At 42.0% G+C, this 18,661-nt stretch carries 14 protein-coding genes; 10 read left to right on the top strand and 4 right to left on the bottom strand.

The genetic code is table 11. The features are described 5' to 3' along the window. The first annotated feature begins 64 nt into the window (after nt 1-64). The gene (gene zwf / locus QWZ08_RS03900; RefSeq protein WP_290335907.1) at nt 65-1,528 is read left to right on the top strand and encodes a glucose-6-phosphate dehydrogenase; all 1,464 of its coding nucleotides are present in this window, start codon (nt 65-67) and stop codon (nt 1,526-1,528) included. An 82-nt stretch (nt 1,529-1,610) separates the two neighbouring features. Here the strand turns inward: zwf and QWZ08_RS03895 are convergent, their stop codons facing one another. Further along, on the bottom strand, nt 1,611-2,768 hold the full coding sequence (locus QWZ08_RS03895; protein ID WP_290335906.1) for a trans-sulfuration enzyme family protein: 1,158 nt from the start codon (nt 2,766-2,768) through the stop codon (nt 1,611-1,613). Nucleotides 2,769-3,231: 463 nt separating this feature from the next. Further along, a complete protein-coding gene (locus tag QWZ08_RS03890) occupies nt 3,232-3,654 on the bottom strand; it encodes an OsmC family protein (RefSeq protein WP_290335905.1) in 423 nt (140 codons plus the stop codon). A gap of 75 nt (nt 3,655-3,729) precedes the next feature. Here QWZ08_RS03890 and metX point away from each other — a divergent pair, with 75 nt between their 5' ends. Further along, nucleotides 3,730-4,740 (top strand): homoserine O-acetyltransferase MetX, encoded by a 1,011-nt coding sequence (gene metX, locus QWZ08_RS03885; protein ID WP_290335904.1) that lies wholly within the window; start codon nt 3,730-3,732, stop codon nt 4,738-4,740. Nucleotides 4,741-4,998: 258 nt separating this feature from the next. Next, nucleotides 4,999-5,412, top strand: coding sequence for a DUF1801 domain-containing protein (locus QWZ08_RS03880; RefSeq protein ID WP_290335903.1), 414 nt, complete (start codon nt 4,999-5,001; stop codon nt 5,410-5,412). A 567-nt stretch (nt 5,413-5,979) separates the two neighbouring features. Here QWZ08_RS03880 and QWZ08_RS03875 read toward each other — a convergent pair. Both QWZ08_RS03875 and QWZ08_RS03870 read right to left on the bottom strand, forming a co-directional pair. Continuing rightward, complete coding sequence (locus QWZ08_RS03875; RefSeq protein WP_290335902.1) at nt 5,980-7,269, bottom strand: amidohydrolase family protein; 1,290 nt, start codon at nt 7,267-7,269, stop codon at nt 5,980-5,982. A gap of 74 nt (nt 7,270-7,343) precedes the next feature. Beyond that, a complete protein-coding gene (locus tag QWZ08_RS03870; RefSeq protein ID WP_290335901.1) occupies nt 7,344-10,370 on the bottom strand; it encodes an amidohydrolase family protein in 3,027 nt (1,008 codons plus the stop codon). A gap of 388 nt (nt 10,371-10,758) precedes the next feature. On the opposite strand from QWZ08_RS03870, the gene deoC reads away from it, so the two are divergent. From deoC to sucD, 7 genes are all read left to right on the top strand, one after another. Beyond that, on the top strand, nt 10,759-11,421 hold the full coding sequence (gene deoC / locus QWZ08_RS03865) for a deoxyribose-phosphate aldolase (protein ID WP_290335900.1): 663 nt from the start codon (nt 10,759-10,761) through the stop codon (nt 11,419-11,421). 28 nt (nt 11,422-11,449) lie between these two features. Then, nucleotides 11,450-11,911 carry an SPOR domain-containing protein gene (locus tag QWZ08_RS03860; protein ID WP_290335899.1) on the top strand — a complete coding sequence of 154 codons (462 nt, stop codon included), beginning with the start codon at nt 11,450-11,452 and terminating at the stop codon, nt 11,909-11,911. A gap of 98 nt (nt 11,912-12,009) precedes the next feature. Then, nucleotides 12,010-13,200 carry a M20 metallopeptidase family protein gene (locus tag QWZ08_RS03855; protein WP_353960471.1) on the top strand — a complete coding sequence of 397 codons (1,191 nt, stop codon included), beginning with the start codon at nt 12,010-12,012 and terminating at the stop codon, nt 13,198-13,200. A 173-nt stretch (nt 13,201-13,373) separates the two neighbouring features. Then, on the top strand, nt 13,374-15,722 hold the full coding sequence (locus tag QWZ08_RS03850; RefSeq protein WP_290335898.1) for an NADP-dependent malic enzyme: 2,349 nt from the start codon (nt 13,374-13,376) through the stop codon (nt 15,720-15,722). 141 nt (nt 15,723-15,863) lie between these two features. Continuing rightward, nucleotides 15,864-16,607: an MlaE family ABC transporter permease gene (locus QWZ08_RS03845; protein ID WP_290335896.1), complete on the top strand. Its 744-nt coding sequence runs from the start codon at nt 15,864-15,866 to the stop codon at nt 16,605-16,607. A 69-nt stretch (nt 16,608-16,676) separates the two neighbouring features. Further along, the gene (locus tag QWZ08_RS03840; protein ID WP_290335895.1) at nt 16,677-17,504 is read left to right on the top strand and encodes an ABC transporter ATP-binding protein; all 828 of its coding nucleotides are present in this window, start codon (nt 16,677-16,679) and stop codon (nt 17,502-17,504) included. A 136-nt stretch (nt 17,505-17,640) separates the two neighbouring features. Further along, nucleotides 17,641-18,516, top strand: a complete 876-nt coding sequence (gene sucD / locus QWZ08_RS03835; RefSeq protein ID WP_290335894.1) for a succinate--CoA ligase subunit alpha — start codon at nt 17,641-17,643, stop codon at nt 18,514-18,516. Nucleotides 18,517-18,661: the final 145 nt, after the last annotated feature.

Genomic DNA, 18,661 nt, shown 5'->3' with positions numbered 1-18,661 from the left:
AGCTTTGCGCCTCATGGTTTCATCCTTAACCTTTAACTTAGCGAACATTTTTAATTGAACAAATATGGATACAACAGCCAAACCGTCGCAAACAATCATTGTTATTTTTGGAGCCGGTGGTGACCTTGCCTGGCGCAAATTATTGCCTGCTATTTACAATTTATACCTGGACAATTGGCTGCCTGAAAATTTTTTGGTGCTGGGGCTGGATATAAAAAATATGACTTTGCCGGAATACCAGTTGCACGTTCGTGAAGGCATTAATAAATTCAGCCGTAGTGGAAAGACGAAGAAAAAAGACTGGCTGGCTTTTGAAAAATGCCTGCAGTATAAAAAGGGAGATTTTAATACCGCCGCTACTTATAACTATGTTGCCAAACTAATAAAGCAAACCGAAAAAGAATGGGCTGGTAAAAGCAACCGCATATTTTATATGGCCGTGTCGCCTGCTTTTATTGAAACTATTGTCACCAGTATTGGTGCGGCAGGATTGGCAGCAGACAAGGCTTTCAGCCGTATCGTTGCTGAAAAACCTTTCGGGCAGGACCTGGACAGCGCCCGCCGCCTGAATAAAATTATCTGCAATACATTCGACGAATCGCAGGTATACCGCATTGACCATTTTTTAGGCAAAGAAACAGTACAAAACATTTTGGCCTTTCGTTTTGCCAATGCACTATTTGAACCGATCTGGAACCGCAATTACATTAGTCATGTGCAAATAACAGTGGCGGAGCAACTGGGCGTGGAAACAAGAGGCGGCTATTTTGACCATGCAGGTGCGTTGCGGGATATGATCCAAAACCACCTGTTGCAATTGCTTTGTTTAATTTCTATGGAACCGCCTGTTAGTTTTGACGCCGATGAAATACGCAACCGCAAAACAGATGTGTTACATGCCATAAGGGATATTGAACAACTGGATGTACACAAATATGCGATCCGCGGGCAATATGGTGCCGGGTGGATTGAAGGGAAAAAAGTAAAAGCATATTGCGATGAACCCGGTGTTAATAAAACCTCCCACACCGAAACATTTGCAGCCCTTAAATTATTTGTAGATAACTGGCGCTGGCAGGATGTTCCGTTTTATGTACGCAGCGGTAAACGCATGAACGAAGCCAGGAGTTATATTACGATACATTTCAAACCTGTGCCACATAAATCTTTTCCAACAGAAGCTACCGGTAACTGGCAGCCCAACAGCATTACTATGAACATTCAGCCGAGAATGTTTATCTCTATGAATTTTCAGGCCAAAAAACCCGGACTGCAAATGGTGCTGAACCCGGTAAATATGTTGTTTGATTACGCTGAAAGTTACAAGACAGGTACGCCCGAAGCATACGAAACTTTATTGCTGGATGTAATGCAAGGAGACAGTACCTTGTTTATGCGTGCTGACCAGGTAGAGGCCGCCTGGGATATCATTATGCCGGTGTTAAAAGCATGGACTGAAGATGCGCCCGTGTACTTCCCCAATTATGCTGCAGGCATGCCGGGGCCGGAAGGATCGGAATTGTTTTAGATACTGGATGCTGGATACAGAATACTGGATAGCTTACATTATTCAAACTGAATAAATATTAATAGCCGGAAGAACTTATAACTCAGGAAAGCGCCTGCAGAATATCCGCTAAAATATCATCCACATGTTCAAGGCCAACTGAAATGCGGATAAGGCCTGGTGTAATGTTTACAGCCTGCCGTTCAGCTTCGCTTAACTTGGCGTGCGTGGTACTTGCCGGGTGAGAGGCGATGCTTCTTGTATCACCCAGGTTGGCAGTAAGGCTTAGCATTTTTAAGTTGTTCAAAAAATTACGACCGCTTTCCAGTCCGCCTTTTAAATTGAACGAAATTAAACCGCCGCCATTTTTCATTTGTTTAATTGCTATAGCATGTTGCGGATGACTGGCCAGGTAAGGATATTTTATCCAGCTTATTTTTTCATGTCCCTCTAAAGCCTGCGCAATTTTTAATGCGTTGCCTGCGTGGCGCTCCATTCGTACATCCAGTGTTTCCAGGCTTTTGCTCAGTATCCAGGCATTAAACGGCGACAGTGCCGGGCCGGTACTTCTGCAAAATAAATACAGTTCATGTATCAGTTCCTTTTTCCCTACCACTACACCCCCTAACACACGGCCCTGGCCATCCAGCCATTTTGTGGCAGAGTGTATTACAAGGTCTGCACCAAAAGCAATGGGTGTTTGACAAACCGATGTGGCAAAACAATTATCGACATTAAAAAGCAGGTTGTGCTTTTTAGCCAGCTTACCTACCAGTTCCAGATCAATGATGTCAAGGCCCGGGTTAGTAGGCGTTTCCATGTAAATCATTTTGGTGTTGGGCCGGATAGCTGCTTCCCAGGAGGCAGTATCATTTGCAGCTACATAACTCACTTCAATCCCAAATTTTGGCAGGTACTTATTGAGTACTGTAATGGTACTGCCAAAAACCGAACTGCAGGCAAGGATATGATCACCACTTTTTAAAAATGTCATAAAAGAAGCAAACACTGCCGCCATTCCGGAAGCGGTAGCAAAGCCGGCTTCTGCGCCTTCAAGCGCTACCATTTTATCAATAAATTCAGTACTGTTAGGGTTGCTGAAACGGCTATAGATATTGGCATCGGTTTCATCTGCAAAAGCGGCCCGCATTTCTTCCGCATCATTGTAACAAAAGCTGCTTGTTAAAAATAGAGGGGTTGAATGTTCCATTTCACTGGTGCGTTCTGTCTGTATCCGGATGGCTTTTGTTATCGGGTTCATGGTTGAACTTTTTATGGTGACTGTTTCTCTAAATTACCGGCAAAGCTAATTAATACGAGGCCATTAATATTTAAAAAAGTAAAGATGAGTTGTAAAATAATGGTTAAACCAGCGGGAGATGAAAGAAAAAATAAAGCCGGGAATAAACAGCATTTCTTTCAATAGAGTCCGAAGCCAACAATAAGTTGGTCCTAAACACACAACATAATAAAAGTAAAATTGAAAAACTAAAGTACCAGTGTGCGACGCCAATGAAGTACCACAAAGCGGTTGCTTTGCCGGAACAAAAAATTACTTTATCTCGTTAGTTATTTTGAAAGATAAGGATCTGTTGGATGACAGCTTATTAGTTCATCCCTTTTGGTGATTAATAACTAGTAATGGAAGAGAATGCCATACCCATCAACTGCTTCGAGGTAATCTTCTACATTTCCTCCCCGCCGCGGCGGAGAGTTAAAGGAAACTACTGATTCACCTTCACATCCCAGGTTAATCTGGTACCACCCAAACGCAGTGTTTCGGCAACAGAACAATATTTATTCATAGACAATTCGCAGGCACGGTAGGCCTTTTCTTCGTCGATGATACCTTTTAAATGAAATACGATTTTAACGTTCTCCCATAACGAAGGTTCTTTTCCTGTTTGTCTTTCACCTTCAATTTTCATAGAAAAATGTTCCACCGTCTGGCGTTGTTTTTTTAAGATCATAACAATGTCGATACCGCTGCAACCTCCAAGCCCCATCAGCAATACCTGCATAGGACGAACGCCAAAATTTACGCCGCCGGTTTCAGGACTGGTGTCCATTTTAATAACATGACCATTGGCATCTGTTGCCTCAAAACCGCAATCGCCCTGAACCCGGTTTACATTTATTTCTATCATTTCGAAAAATTTTTACAAATATAATTCCGCAAGCCTTTACTTTGCATTTCAACTGACGAATACTTATTTAATTTAATGCAATTTTTTCATTTTCAACATCCAATAGCACTTGAAAGCGGTGGCACCCTGCCCGGATTAACAATTGCATACACCACATACGGACAATTAAACGAAAAAAAAAGCAATGTAGTATGGGTTTGCCATGCTTTAACGGCTAACTCAGATGCGGCAGACTGGTGGAAAGGCGTGGTTGGCCCTCAGCACGTAATTGATCCCGAAAAATATTTCATCGTTTGCGCCAACATCATCGGCAGCTGCTATGGCAGCAGCGGCCCGTTAAGCATTAACCCTGCAACCGGCGAGCCCTATTACCACAGCTTTCCCTTAGTTACCATTCGCGACATGGTAAAGGCGCACATTTTGCTGCGGCAACACCTGGGCATTGACAATATATTTTTACTCATGGGCGGCAGCATGGGCGGCTACCAGGCTATGGAATGGTGTGTGATGGAAAAAGACCGCATCAGCAACCTGTTTTTACTCGCCACCTCCCCTACCGAGAGCGCCTGGGGCATTGCTACACATACCGCACAACGCTTAGCCATTGAAGCCGATGGTACCTGGCAAAACCCATCGCCTGCGGCAGGTGCCAAAGGGCTAAAAGCGGCCCGTGCCATTGGCATGCTCACTTACCGCAATTACGGTATTATGGTGCAGCAGCAAACTGATGGAGATACGGAAAAGTTAGATCACTACAAGGCTTCGGCCTATATACAATACCAGGGCGATAAACTGGTACAACGCTTTAATGCATACAGTTACTGGCTGCTTACCAAAAGTATGGACAGTCACCACATTGCCCGTGGTCGTGGCGGAAACATACCTGCCGTATTGCAAACCATGCATCAGCGCACGCTGATTGTTGGCATCAGTAGCGATATTCTTTGTCCGCTTACCGAGCAACAATTTTTAGCGGCACATCTGCCACACGCCACGCTGATAGCCATTGACAGCAATTATGGCCATGATGGTTTTATGGTGGAGTCTGCTGCTATTTCGCAACACCTGGCAGACTGGTTAGCCTAATTCTTTGTCCGGGCTAAGAAGCTTTGTGGTAAATCATTGTGTCACTCCCTTGTACTTTTACAGCCATTTGCAGCCTCCTGTATCCGCAGCAGTAATCGTATTTTTATTTCACACCAAAGACAGCAACAAATACAAAGAGCGTCACGAAATAAATCGTTGTATTCTTTGCTTTCTTTACGCACCTTGTGTGAAACCGTAATCGATTGTGTTCGTTGCATACTTTGCGTACTTTGTGTGAAATATTTTTTGTAAAAAATTATGGCAAAAGCAACGAAACTTTCAGATGAAGAACAGGTAACAGCCCACATTCAACAACTGGAACCAGGCCTGCGAAAAATTGTAGAAACATTGCGGATAATTATCTTAAGCACCGATAAAGAAATTGGCGAAAGAATAAAATGGAACAACCCAAGCTTTTATTACACCGGCGAAATGAAGCCGTTTGATCCCAAAGAATACAAAAGAGAAATCATAGTATTCAATTTGTTCAAAGGCAGGATCATGCTGGTTTTTCCCAGCGGCGCCAAAATAAACGATAGCAGCGGCTTGCTCGAAGGCGATTACAAAGACGGAAGGAGGCTAATTGTTTTTAAAGATCTTGATGATGTACAAGCCAGGAAAAAAATATTGCAGCAGGTTATAAAAAAATGGCTGGAGTTGGTAGAGAAATAATTGTAACAATACATGCCGGCTTCATTTTTACATGTTTTAGTCTAACTATAACACAGTATAAATTTGAAAGGATTATTTTTGACAAAGTTTAAATCCCAAGATGATGTTTAAGTGCAACAAGTAGGTATGTCATTAGTGCGGCACAAAACAAAAAGTAAAATATAGCTCCGTAATAATATTTTTTTATATCCTTCTCGTCAATCTTAGTATTAATGATCTTTGCTTTTGGAAAAATTAGCCACAATAAAAAAGTTATGATTGCCCAAAGGAAAATACATGCCAACAGTATTTGATTTTTACTTTGGTCTTTTAAAATGTCATGATCATTAATTTTCAATAATATTACTGCATGTACTACATGCAAGAAAACAATAAAATATAGTATCATCAGGGTATTAAAGTAAGGAGTATCATTTTGTACCCGTTTATTAATCCCCTGATAAATTGCAGAAACTATATACCTCGACCTATTCATACAAGAAATTAACTATTCCTGATTTTATGGTTTTAAAAAGCTTATTTGACGAAAATTGCAATTACAAATAATAGTTCTATAAAAGGTAAAAGCTACTTTATAGAGTACTTATACTTATACCTTTCAAACAACTGCTTCTGTTTGTTATCTAAATTAATTTCCCTGCCCTGTATAAATGCCTGTGTAACTTTGCTGCTTTTCATATCCAGCAAGTCGCCTTCGCTGATGACGATGTTGGCATCCTTTCCAGTTTCCAGGGAGCCTGTAATATTGTCAATGCCTAAAATTTTGGCTGCACTTAAAGTGATAGCTGTTAATGCCTGCTCTTTGGTTAAGCCATAAGCTGCCATAGTGCCCGCTTCAAAAGGTAGATTACGCTGACGCCAGAAACCAAATTCGGCCTCCTGGCAAATGGTGAATAACACGCCTGCCCGCTGTAAAGCCGCACCTGTTTTGTAAGGCTGGTCCACATCATCATCATCAGTGGCAGGCAAGCTATGTGGTTCCGATAAAATGACCGCCACATTGTTTTCCTTTAGCATGTCTGTCATTAGCCAGCTGTCGCTTGCGCCTACCAGTACCAGTTTAAAATCAAATTCTTTAGCCATGCTGATTGCCATCATCATTTCCTTTACCAGGTTACAATGCACAAAAAATGTTTTTGACTTGTCGAACAAACCTTGCACGGCTTCCAGTTTTAAATTCACCTGTACATGTGGTGCCTGGTTGTGATAAGCTTTTGCCTCGCGGAAAAAGGCACGGATGCGTTCAATCTTTTCAAGGCTTTGTTTTACACGATCTTCATCACCCGGGCGGCGAAATTGTGCCGGAACTGCCACAAGCGATGGCATATTAAAATGAATACCATTATCGGCTTTATAGGCTGCATCTTCCCAGTTCCAGGCATCCAGTTGTACAACAGAAGATGTACCACTGATGGTACCACCCTGAGGCACAACATGAGCCAGCAATACGCCATTGCTGCGCAGGGTATTGATCACTTTACTGTCCGTATTATAAGCCACCAGGCTGCGTATGCTGGGATTGATATCGCCCACTTCATCATAATCTGCCGTAGATCTTACTGCACTTACTTCTACGAGGCCAAGGTTAGTGCTGGCTGCAATAACACCCGGATAAACGTGCTTACCCTTCAGGTCTATTACTTTCACATCAGCAATAGGCGCCGTTGCCCTCACGTCTTTAATTTTGCCATTACTGAAAACGATCATACCATTTTCAATCACCTGCCCGTTACCAATATGTATAATACCATTCGTAAGTGCGATGGTGCCTGTTTGTGCCGGTGACGGATGCATATTTTCCTGCGCCATCATTGCGACCGAAAAGAGTAACGCAATGGGTAATAATATTTTTTTCATACTGTTTGTTTTTTGCTGTGCGCCGTGAACGCTGAAATAATTTTATAGGATCTTTCTTGTCTTAGGAAAATCAATTATTGATTGTCGGTTGACAGCTTGTTATTATCGATTCTTCCCCAGAAAGTTTTTGCTTCATGATGATCTTCTTCGCAATAATTTCTTTCCCTGAAAGATGGGGTTGCAGGTGAAGTTTTTTCGCCACCTTTTTTTGCGCCAATCATTTTTTGTATCAGCCTGGCTCTTTCTTTAGCAATACCTTCTCTTAGCAATTTGTCTTTTTCTATATCATAATAAACTATACCATCCACGATCGTTTTTTCTGCCTTTGCATAAATGCTTAAAGGATTATCGCTCCACAAAACAAGATCGGCATCTTTGCCGGTTTTTATACTACCGGTCTTTTCTGCAACATGCAGCATAGTGGCAGGGTTCAGCGTTACCATTTTTAACGCGTCTTCTTCACTCATATCAGTATACTTCACGCTTTTGGCCGCTTCCTGGTTCAGGCGTCTTGCCATTTCGCCATCGTCGGAATTAATGGCCACATTGATGCCTTCCTTTTGCATGAGGTAAGCATTTTGCGGAATGGCGTCTACCACTTCCATCTTATAACTCCACCAATCACTAAAGGTAGAGGCATTGGCTCCGTGTGCTTTCATTTTATCTGCTACTTTATAACCTTCAAGGATATGCGTGAACGTATTTACTTTAAACCCAAATTTCTCAGCAACCCGCATTGCCGAAGTAATTTCGCTTTGCACATAAGAGTGGCAGGTTATGAAACGTTTTTTATTCATAATTTCTACCAGCGCATCCAGTTTAAGGTCTCTCCTTTTGCCTGGCCCCATTGCTTCATAATCTCTTGCCCTTGTAAACGCATCTGTCAGCACCTGCTCCACCCCCATTCTTGTGTCTGGAAAACGATTGCTGCTCTGGGAATAAGAGCGCTTCACATTTTCGCCCAACGCAAATTTTATAAACGGATCGGAGCCTGCAAATTTTAACTGCTCCGCATTGGCTCCCCAGCGAAGTTTGATCAATTGTGTTTGTCCGCCGATGGTATTGCAGCTGCCATGCAGAATGTGGCTGCTGGTAACGCCACCGCTTAACTGCCTGTAAATATCAACGTCTTCCGGGTCAATGATATCACCAATTCTTACTTCTGAAGTAACAGACTGTGAACATTCATTGATACCACCGGTACCCGCTATGTGCGAGTGTTCATCTATAATGCCTGCAGAAAGATGTTTGCCCGTACCGTCAATTATTTTTGCTGCCGCATCGGATAAATTTTTTCCGATGGCTGCAATCTTTCCATTTTTTATCAGCACATCCGAATTGGCCAGCACACCATCTTTTTCATTTGTCCAGATGGTAGCATTCTTTATTAAAATATTTTGCTGCCTGGGCATTTCTGTAAAACCATAGCCATTAAAGGGATACGTAACAGGGCTGGTTACCAATACAGGTAACTCTGCTTTTTTATTTTTTGCAGTATCGGTTACTGCTGACTGGCCGGGTGTTTTAGTGGCAATCCAGCTTATTGAGTTGCCCCCGACCGTTTGGCCAGTACCACTCCAGTTATCATTGCTTATCACGCCATTTAATCTTGCTGAATGAATGCTGTCTTTTTTAAAATCAATCACCATCATCACCAGTTTATCTTTAATGGTAAGATCAACTTTGGTAGTGTCGGCACCGATGATTTCCGCAGATGGTTTGCCGGCTTCTCCTTTAATGGACAACGTATTCGTTGTGTTATTAATTACCAGTGTATAGTTGCCACGGATATCCTGCCAGCCGTCTTCTTTTAAAAGATATTTATTGCCCTGTATCCAGTTTTGATATACTACCGCTTTATCGCTGAAAACAGGTGCTGATACGATTAAAAAATTGGCCAGCTTACCTGTTTCCAGGCTGCCGACTTTATCATACATGCCCAATAGGGTAGCAGGTGTTTCTGTAAGCGATTTTAATGCTTTCTGCTCGCTAAGGCCCTGCTGTATAGCCTTACGCAGATTAGCTAAAAAGGTATTCGTTTCTTTTAAACCATTTGTTGTTAAGGCAAAATTGATATTGGCTTTTTCAAATGCTGCGGGGTTGGTGGGCGCCATTTCCCAGTTTTTCATATCTGACAGGGATACAAATCTTGCATCGGCAGGATCTTCCACATCCATCGCCTGCGGAAAATTTAGGGGTACGATAAAGGATGCATTGGTTGCTTTTACGTCGCCTATACGCTGGTATTCATTACCGCCTGCCTTTATAATATATTGTACACCAAATTCATCGCCCACTTTATCTGCACGCAAATCATTCCATTTATCATTGGCGTCAAAAATCTGCGGCAGACTTTGGTTATCTAAAAAGGCCTGCAGTGATAAGTTGGTGCCTTCAGTTACTGGCTTTGTTTTATACCATTGGGCATCTAAAAAATTTTGTCTTAATAAAGCAATACACCCCATCAATGAAGTTGGATAATCCTGGGTGGAACTACCTTTATTAAATGAATAATTGGCAGATGCCTTTTCTTTCAGCATCGCCATATTTTCTTTTTCTGTAGCCAGCGTAACAACGGCGCCAGTTCCCCTGGAGATGCCGTCCATCTGGTGTGTGAGGACCGTACCAAAACCAATGGCCCGCAGTTCTTTTGCTTTTGCATCATTCACTGCAAATATTTTTGCTGCATCTGTTTCAGAACGTATTGCCTGGTTCCATCCATAAGCACCTTTGGTATTGGAAAGCATCTGTGATGCCCCCCGGAATCCGCCACCAGCAACTCTTTGCGGAGCATCTGTACCATAATCGGAATACATGTCGATAAACGATGGATAAATATACTTGCCTTTACAATCTACCACAACTGCATCTTTAGGAACAGCTGCTTTTGCACCAACGGCTTCAATTTTTCCTTTGCGTATAACCAACGTTGCATTTTGCAAAGTAGTTTGCGCATTGGTAACAATGGTTGCATTGATAAAAGCATAACACCCCTCTTTGGGATCGGCTATATCATTTACGGGAAAAGTGGATTGCGCATTTATTCTCAAGCCCTGGAGAATAAGCAAAGCCACTACAAAAGGTAACCTCATTTTTTTCATACATATCAATTTTGATAAACACATTATCAGGTAATAAATATAGTGAATGATTGCATTCGGTAATTGATAAACGAGCGTTTTTACTACCGCTTATCACATAGATTCAAATTCATATTTTATAAATTGCTGAAATAAAATTGCGACCGATCTGTTAAAACAAACAATGCCTGCATGCTTCCCATGAATTATCACACCTTAACAGTTTAATTTTTTACCGCAATTAAAACTTATCATAAAAAATTTCATTTGCGATATTGGTTTTGTTTGCAAACGGGTATCACAGTTTCGTTTTTAAACAGCTGAAGTGTTGCATTATTAAATGTCCACCTAAATATTCATTATCAAAAACATTCCTTGTTATCTGTAATTTTGCGGCAACTATTATTATATGAATATAGCATCTTACATCGATCATACCGTATTAAAGCCAACCACCCTGGTAGCGGATGTAGAAAAGCTTTGTGCCGAAGCAATTCAATACCAATTTGCAGCGGTTTGTGTTCCTCCGTTGTTTGTAAAAAAAGCGGTGGGTTTGCTGGCAGGTTCAGCCGTTAAAATAGCCACGGTGATCGGTTTCCCTTTTGGGTATTCTGCCATTGAGGCTAAGGTTGCTGAAACCGTTTTAGCAATTGTTGACGGAGCTGATGAATTGGATCTCGTAATCAATATCAGCGCACTCAAAAATAACGACTGGCAGTTTCTTGCCGGCGAGATCAATGCTATTTTACCGATTGTAAGAAAAGCACGCAAGGTGATAAAAATTATTATTGAAAGCGGCGTACTTACCGATGAAGAAATAATCAAGTGTTGTGACCTGTATGGTGCTGCCGGCGTGGATTTCATAAAAACTTCCACGGGTTATGCAGAAAAAGGGGCCTCAGTGGAAGCAGTTCAGTTGCTGCGTAAACACCTGGCTGAAAAAATCCAGATCAAAGCCAGCGGAGGAATAAAAACCTATACTTTTGCCAAACAATTAATTGATGCCGGTGCTACAAGAATAGGTTGCAGCAGCAGTATACAAATAGTAAACGAAGCCGCCGGGCAAAACTAAACGGAACAGTTTTTGTCAATTGTCAATCATGAAAAAAATAGTTATTCTTTTATTACTTGCCTTTTTTGTTTTAAGCGCAGGAGCCCAGGTAACCGCCGTTACTGACACAGCAAACCAGGGAAAAATAACTGTGTTTAAAGACCCACGCCTGGATATACTGGCAAAAAAGGAAGCGGCGTTTAATGAGGCTAACGGGTTTTCATTAGGGCCAAGGTCTGCAAAAGGATACCGGCTGATGCTGTTAAGTACAAGTGACCGCCCGGCGGCAATGCGGGTAAGGTCACAGTTACTGGAGCGTTTTCCGGAACAAAAAGTATACATGAGTTTTCAGCCGCCCTATATTAAGTTACGGTTTGGTAATTTTTTAGAAAAAGCAGATGCTGAAAAATATAAGAAAGAAATTATCCGTTCGAAGCTGGTGACAAATAATATTTATTTATTGCCGGAAACAATTGAAGTAAAGCCGGATAAAGACAAAGAGAGCAATTAACCGGAAGGATCAGGCTGCGGCCTGATCTGAATACCATTAAGTTCATGTTTGCCTGACTGTTTGAACAAACAAAATCCATTAATAATAAAATACCTACCGTGAGTGACCCCCTTCAACAGCAAATAAAAAATTTAGCCCGGCAATATGCCCCTGAAATGATTGAAGTCCGTCACCACCTGCATGCGAATCCTGAGTTAAGTTATAAAGAATTTAAAACCTCCACCTATATTCAGCAGCAATTAACAGCGCTCAATATTCCATTTGAAATAAAAGCTGGTACTGGTGTAATCGGTTTAATCAAAGGTAAAAATCCGGATAAAAGAATTGTTGCTTTACGTGGCGATATGGATGCGCTACCCATCACAGAAGAAAACGATGTTCCTTATAAATCAACCGTGCCAGGTATCATGCATGCGTGTGGGCATGATGTGCATACCACCTGCCTGCTGGGTGCAGCCAAAATATTGATTGCCTTAAAGGACGAATGGGAAGGAACGGTAAAATTAATTTTTCAACCGGGAGAAGAAAAAAACCCAGGTGGGGCAAGCTTATTAATTAAAGAAGGGGTGTTGCAAAATCCGGCACCACAAAGCATTTTTGCGTTGCATGTTCACCCCGGTTTGGAAGTAGGCAAACTGAGTTTCAGGGGCGGTATGGTAATGGCCAGCGCCGACGAAATTTATATTACCGTGCGGGCAAAAGGCGGTCATGCCGCAGCGCCGCAAAATACAGCCGATACCATTTTAATTGCATCGCATTTAATCGTGAGCCTGCAGCAAATTATCAGCCGCAACAATGATCCCTTTAACCCTTCGGTGTTATCCATTACTTCTTTCCAGGGCGGTTTTACTACCAATGTAATTCCGTCAGAAGTTAAGCTGATGGGCACTTTTAGGGCAATGGACGAAGTGTGGCGGTTTAAAGCGCATGAACTGATTATTAAAATGGCGACAGAACTGGTACACAGTATGGGTGCCGAAATTGATATTAAGATTGATGTGGGTTATCCGTTTGTTTTAAACAACATAGCGCTCAGCGCAGCTGCCCGTAAAAAAGGTGAAGACTATCTCGGAATTAACAATGTAGAAGAAACCGAATTAAGAATGGGGGCTGAAGATTTTGCCTATTATTCTCACCAGTTACCCGGCTGTTTTTTCAGGCTCGGTGTTGGCAATAAAGCAAAAGGTATTTCAATTGGCGTGCATACTCCTACTTTTAATATAGATGAAGACGCCATCGAAATCGGTATGGGTATGATGGCCTTGCTGGGTGCAACCGGAGCTGAATAACGTTTCACTTTTGCCATCCGGCACTTCAATTTCTTTGAGAATCATTTATGTACCTTACATCAATTTTTAAATTGGCTATGCTTAGTTGATTGTATTAAAAAATTATCATTCAAAGCCGGCAATTGTTCTTGCTTTTATAACTGCCGGCAAAACGAAATTGCTAAATAAAAAGTATGTCAAACGAATTAAGTAAACAACAGGCGCTGGAGTATCATGCCAATGGCAGGCCAGGCAAAATTGAAGTCGTTCCCACCAAGGAATCAAAAACACAAAGAGATCTTTCTTTAGCTTACTCACCCGGCGTGGCAGTACCCTGTCTTGAAATTGCCGCCAACCCTGAGGATGTTTATAAATATACAGCAAAAGGTAACCTGGTAGGGGTTATCAGCAATGGCACCGCAGTGCTTGGCCTCGGAAATATCGGTCCCGAGGCTGGCAAACCGGTGATGGAAGGTAAGGGTGTTCTGTTCAAAATTTTTGCAGACATTGACGTGTTCGATATTGAGATCAACGAAACCGATCCGGAAAAATTTGTTCAGATTGTAAAAGCACTGGAACCCACTTTTGGCGGTATTAACCTGGAAGACATAAAGGCACCCGAATGTTTTTATATTGAACAGGAATTGAAAAAGCAATTGAAAATTCCGATTATGCACGATGACCAGCATGGTACAGCGATTATATCCGCTGCTGGTTTATTGAATGCCCTGGAATTACAAAAAAAGAAAATTGGAGACGTACGTATCGTGGTAAGCGGAGCAGGTGCTGCGGCAGTAGCCTGCATGAAATTGTATGAAGCGCTCGGAGCAAACCGTAACAACTTTATGGTGTTCGACAGAAGAGGAATTATCTACACCGGACGGGAAGGCGTGGATGAGATGAAAAAAGATTTCTGTACGGATGCAAAATATAAAGACTACGATCTTGCGAAAGCACTCGTTGGCGCAGACGTATTTATTGGTTTGAGCCAGGGTAATATCGTAAGTCCGGAAATGGTGAAATCCATGGCCAAAAAACCAATCGTATTTGCATTGGCAAATCCTGATCCGGAGATTGCGTACGATACCGCCACGGCTGCCAGGCCAGACCTTATCATGGCTACAGGGCGAAGCGATTACCCTAACCAGGTAAACAATGTACTTGGTTTTCCTTATATATTTCGTGGGGCACTTGATGTCAGGGCAACCACCATTAACGAAGCCATGAAAATGGCTGCTGTAAAGGCGTTGGCTGCATTAACAAGAGAACCTGTACCGGATATTGTGAATCTTGCCTACAATGCGAAAACAATTTCTTTCGGCCCGGATTACATCATCCCCAAAGCACTTGATCCACGCCTGTTGTCGACTGTTGCGCCGGCTGTTGCTAAAGCTGCTATGGAAAGCGGCGTAGCAAAATATCCCATCACCGATTGGGAAGAATATAAACTGCAGTTAAATAAACGGCTTGGACTGGATAACCAGCTGAGCCGCGTAATTGGTAACAAAGCACGTAAAGATCCTAAACGGGTTGTTTTTGCAGATGCCGAAAATATCAAGATTTTGAAAGTTGCTCAACTGGTAATTGAAGAAGGTGTGGGTTACCCGATTTTGTTAGGCGATGCAAAAAGAATTTCCAAACTTGCAATGGACAACAGTATCGATTTGGAAGACATTCCGATCATTGATCCAAAGGCCGAAGAATACCATGAGATGCGGAAGCGGTTTGGTGAATTGTTTTATGCAAAAAGGCAGCGCAAGGGAGTTAATAAGCACGAGGCTCATAAGATAATGCGTGACAGGAATTATTTTGGTTGTATGCTGGTTGAAACCGGCGAAGCGGATTGTATGATCAGCGGGTTAACCCGTAGCTATCCGGAAACTATCCGTCCGGCTATCCAGGCCATCGGCACTGAGGAAGGCGTTAAAAAAATAGCGGGCATGTATATTTTGCTCACCAAACGCGGCCCCTTATTTTTAGCGGATACAACCATCAATTTCAATCCCACAGCAGAAGAACTGGCAGAGATTACCTTGTTAACAGCAAAAGAAGTAAAGCAGTTTAATATTGTTCCCCGTATTGCTATGCTCTCCTATTCTAACTTTGGCAGCAGTAATTCCGACGAAGCCAACCTGGTGCGTAAAGCAAGGGAAATAGTAAAAGCAAAAGATCCTGAATTGGTTTGCGATGGTGAAGTACAGGGCATACTGGCGTTTAACAAAGAAATTTTAAAAGATAATTATCCTTTTACAGAATTACTGGATGGTGATGTAAATACGCTCATCTTCCCCAATCTTGCCGCCGGTAATATTGCCTATAATTTATTGCAGGAAGTAGGCGGTGCGGATTCTATCGGGCCTGTTTTACTGGGCTTAAAAAAACCGGTGCATGTGCTGCAATTGGGCAGCTCTATCAGGTCAATTTTTAATATGGTGTTGATAGCAGTAGTAGATGCTCAATTGAAAGGGGAATCAAAACCAGGAGAAGAAATCGATAGAAGTAAGTGGGGCAACCGTTTAAAAAAACGGGCGCACGATTTATAAAACTGCTTTGGTTTACAATTACAGTTACTGATAACAGCCGGCAAACGCCGGCTGTTATCAAAATATCAGAATCAAAATTTATCTTCGTTTAACAACAGTTATAACAAAACAGTAACCTGTACATAAAACTGCAAATCAATAATGACTTTTTTCACGCATTTCGGCCGCTATCTTTTAATGCTTAAAGGCATGTTCACCAGGCCCGAAAATTTAAAAATGTACTGGAAGGAATTCATGCACCAGTGCAACGATATTGGTATTGGCTCACTGGGCATAGTATCTATTATTTCAGTATTTATTGGTGCTGTTAGTGCTGTTCAAACATCTTATCAATTGGTTAGTCCTTTAATAGCACCCGAAACCATTGCACAGATTGTAAGGGATACTGTAATTCTGGAGTTTGCTCCCACATTAGTATGTATTGTGTTGGCTGGTGTAATTGGTAGTAAAATTGCGAGCGAGTTGGGTAACATGCGGGTTAGTGAACAAATAGATGCATTGGAAATCATGGGCATTAACACTAAAGCTTATCTTATTTTACCCAAAATTACGGCAGCACTGCTAACCATTCCGCTGCTGGTAATTATATCAATGGTATTGGGTATATGGGGCGGTAGGCTGGCAGGAGCTGCATCCGGCATATTGTCTGCCGATACGTTCGACAGGGGTTTATTATTAAAATTTATTCCATATAATGTAACATTTGCACTCATCAAATCTTATACATTCGCTTTTATCATCAGCAGCATACCGGCTTATTATGGCTATTATGTAAAAGGCGGGGCGCTGGAAATTGGCCGCAGCAGTACAAAAAGTGTGGTGGTCAGTTGTATAATGCTGCTGTTTGCTGATTACGTTTTGACGCAGATGTTGTTAACACACTAATCACCGATGAGGTTGTGCTACTGTGTAACACTTATACCTAAAACTTATAACTTATAACTGCCTCCCGGTATGATTGAATTTAAAAACATCAGAAAAAGCTTTGACGAAAAGGTAGTCCTGGATGACGTAAGCCACGTGATGGAAACTGGGAAATGTAACCTGATCATCGGAACCAGCGGCAGTGGAAAAACTGTTTTACAAAAATGCCTTGTGGGTTTGTTTGAACCCGATAGTGGTGAAATTTTGTATGATGGAATCAGCTTTACCGAAATGGATGATGATGGCAGAAAGGCATTGCGCCAGCAGATTGGTATGCTGTTCCAGGGCTCAGCTTTATTCGATAGTATGACCGTGGAACAAAACGTGATGTTCCCGCTGGATATGTTTGCTAAAATGAACAGCAGCGAAAAGCTAAAACGGGTAAACGAAGTACTGGACAGAGTTAACCTGGAAGGGGCGAATAAAAAATTTCCGGCAGAGATCAGTGGTGGTATGAAAAAAAGGGTCGGCATTGCAAGAGCTATTGTATTGAATCCAAAATATTTATTTTGCGATGAGCCAAACTCAGGGCTCGATCCTCAAACTTCCATGGTGATTGATAAGCTTATCCTGGAGATTACCAAAGAGTTCAACATGACAACCGTGATCAACACCCACGACATGAACAGCGTTATGGAAATCGGTGAAAATATTTTGTACATGTTTGAAGGCCATAAAGAGTGGACCGGCAACAACGAAGAAATTATTTTTTCAAAAAATGAAAAACTCAACCAGTTTATTTTCGCTTCTAAATTTTTACAGGATGCCAAGGACATGCGCATGCTGGAAGCCAAAGGCATCATTGCAGATGACAGGAACATGGAAGATATGCTGAATAACGGGGAGGAGATAAAATAAATCACCGGTTTGAAGAGATAAAAACAGGGCCAACCATTTGCCTGTTTTCTAATTTGCTAATTTTCGAATTTTGACATTTACTCCCCTATCTTTGCGAAAATTTTCAATATTTCATTTCTAATTCTTAATCGATACCATGTCAGTTCTCGTTAATAAAAACTCCAAAATTATTGTACAGGGTTTTACCGGTACAGAAGGTACATTTCATGCTACACAGATGATAGAATACGGCACTGACCTGGTGGGTGGTGTTACGCCGGGAAAAGGCGGTACAACGCATTTGGACAAGCCTGTATTTAATACTGTAGCGGATGCGGTTAAAGCAACGGGTGCAGATGTGAGTATCATTTTTGTACCTCCTGCATTTGCGGCTGATGCGATTATGGAAGCAGCTGATGCCGGTATTGCGCTGGTGGTTTGTATTACAGAAGGAATACCTGTACAGGACATGGTGAAAGTGAAAAACTTTTTAAAAAGCACTACCGCAAGGCTGATTGGACCTAACTGTCCGGGTATTATTACTGCGGAAGAGTGTAAAGTGGGCATTATGCCAGGCTTTATATTCAAGAAAGGCAGAATTGGTATAGTTTCCAAAAGCGGTACGCTTACTTACGAAGCAGCGGACCAGGTTGCAAAAGCCGGCCTTGGTATTTCAACTGCGATTGGTATTGGCGGCGATCCTATCATTGGTACAACCACCAAAGAAGCGGTGGAATTGTTTATGAATGATCCTGAAACGGACGCCATCGTAATGATTGGTGAAATCGGTGGCGGTATGGAAGCTGAAGCTGCACATTATGTTCAATCAACAGGTAATAAAAAACCAGTTGTAGGATTTATCGCTGGTCAGACAGCGCCTCCAGGACGCCGCATGGGCCATGCCGGCGCTATTGTGGGTGGAGCCGATGATACGGCTGCAGCCAAAATGAAAATCATGACCTCATGTGGTATTCATGTAGTAGCAAGTCCGGCTGATATTGGAAAGACAATGGCAGACGTGCTAAAAAAATAATTTATTCCTTTTCGAATTAAACATAAAGCCCCGGAAATCCGGGGCTTTATGTTTAAAGTAATCACAAGGGGTAATGATATTAAACTGTCTTTCAGTTGTATCCCTTTTGTAACTTCTCTTCTTTTATAATAGTGGTTCGCAAAAG

Origin of the sequence: Ferruginibacter paludis, from assembly GCF_030409685.1 — a bacterium.
Classification (GTDB): domain Bacteria; phylum Bacteroidota; class Bacteroidia; order Chitinophagales; family Chitinophagaceae; genus Ferruginibacter; species Ferruginibacter paludis.
The sequence above is the reverse complement of the archived record's forward strand: the minus strand, read 5'-3'. Positions and strand labels throughout refer to the sequence as shown.

Excerpts from the sequence above, each read along its gene's own strand:
- QWZ08_RS03880 (WP_290335903.1), top strand. The coding sequence starts at position 4,999 with ATGGCAAAAGCAACGAAACTTTCAGATGAAGAACAGGTAACAGCCCAC.
- QWZ08_RS03890 (WP_290335905.1), bottom strand. The coding sequence starts at position 3,654 with ATGATAGAAATAAATGTAAACCGGGTTCAGGGCGATTGCGGTTTTGAG.
- QWZ08_RS03860 (WP_290335899.1), top strand. The coding sequence starts at position 11,450 with ATGAAAAAAATAGTTATTCTTTTATTACTTGCCTTTTTTGTTTTAAGC.
- deoC (WP_290335900.1), top strand. The coding sequence starts at position 10,759 with ATGAATATAGCATCTTACATCGATCATACCGTATTAAAGCCAACCACC.
- QWZ08_RS03870 (WP_290335901.1), bottom strand. The coding sequence starts at position 10,370 with ATGAAAAAAATGAGGTTACCTTTTGTAGTGGCTTTGCTTATTCTCCAG.
- QWZ08_RS03875 (WP_290335902.1), bottom strand. The coding sequence starts at position 7,269 with ATGAAAAAAATATTATTACCCATTGCGTTACTCTTTTCGGTCGCAATG.
- QWZ08_RS03840 (WP_290335895.1), top strand. The coding sequence starts at position 16,677 with ATGATTGAATTTAAAAACATCAGAAAAAGCTTTGACGAAAAGGTAGTC.
- QWZ08_RS03850 (WP_290335898.1), top strand. The coding sequence starts at position 13,374 with ATGTCAAACGAATTAAGTAAACAACAGGCGCTGGAGTATCATGCCAAT.
- sucD (WP_290335894.1), top strand. The coding sequence starts at position 17,641 with ATGTCAGTTCTCGTTAATAAAAACTCCAAAATTATTGTACAGGGTTTT.
- QWZ08_RS03845 (WP_290335896.1), top strand. The coding sequence starts at position 15,864 with ATGACTTTTTTCACGCATTTCGGCCGCTATCTTTTAATGCTTAAAGGC.
- zwf (WP_290335907.1), top strand. The coding sequence starts at position 65 with ATGGATACAACAGCCAAACCGTCGCAAACAATCATTGTTATTTTTGGA.
- QWZ08_RS03895 (WP_290335906.1), bottom strand. The coding sequence starts at position 2,768 with ATGAACCCGATAACAAAAGCCATCCGGATACAGACAGAACGCACCAGT.
- metX (WP_290335904.1), top strand. The coding sequence starts at position 3,730 with ATGCAATTTTTTCATTTTCAACATCCAATAGCACTTGAAAGCGGTGGC.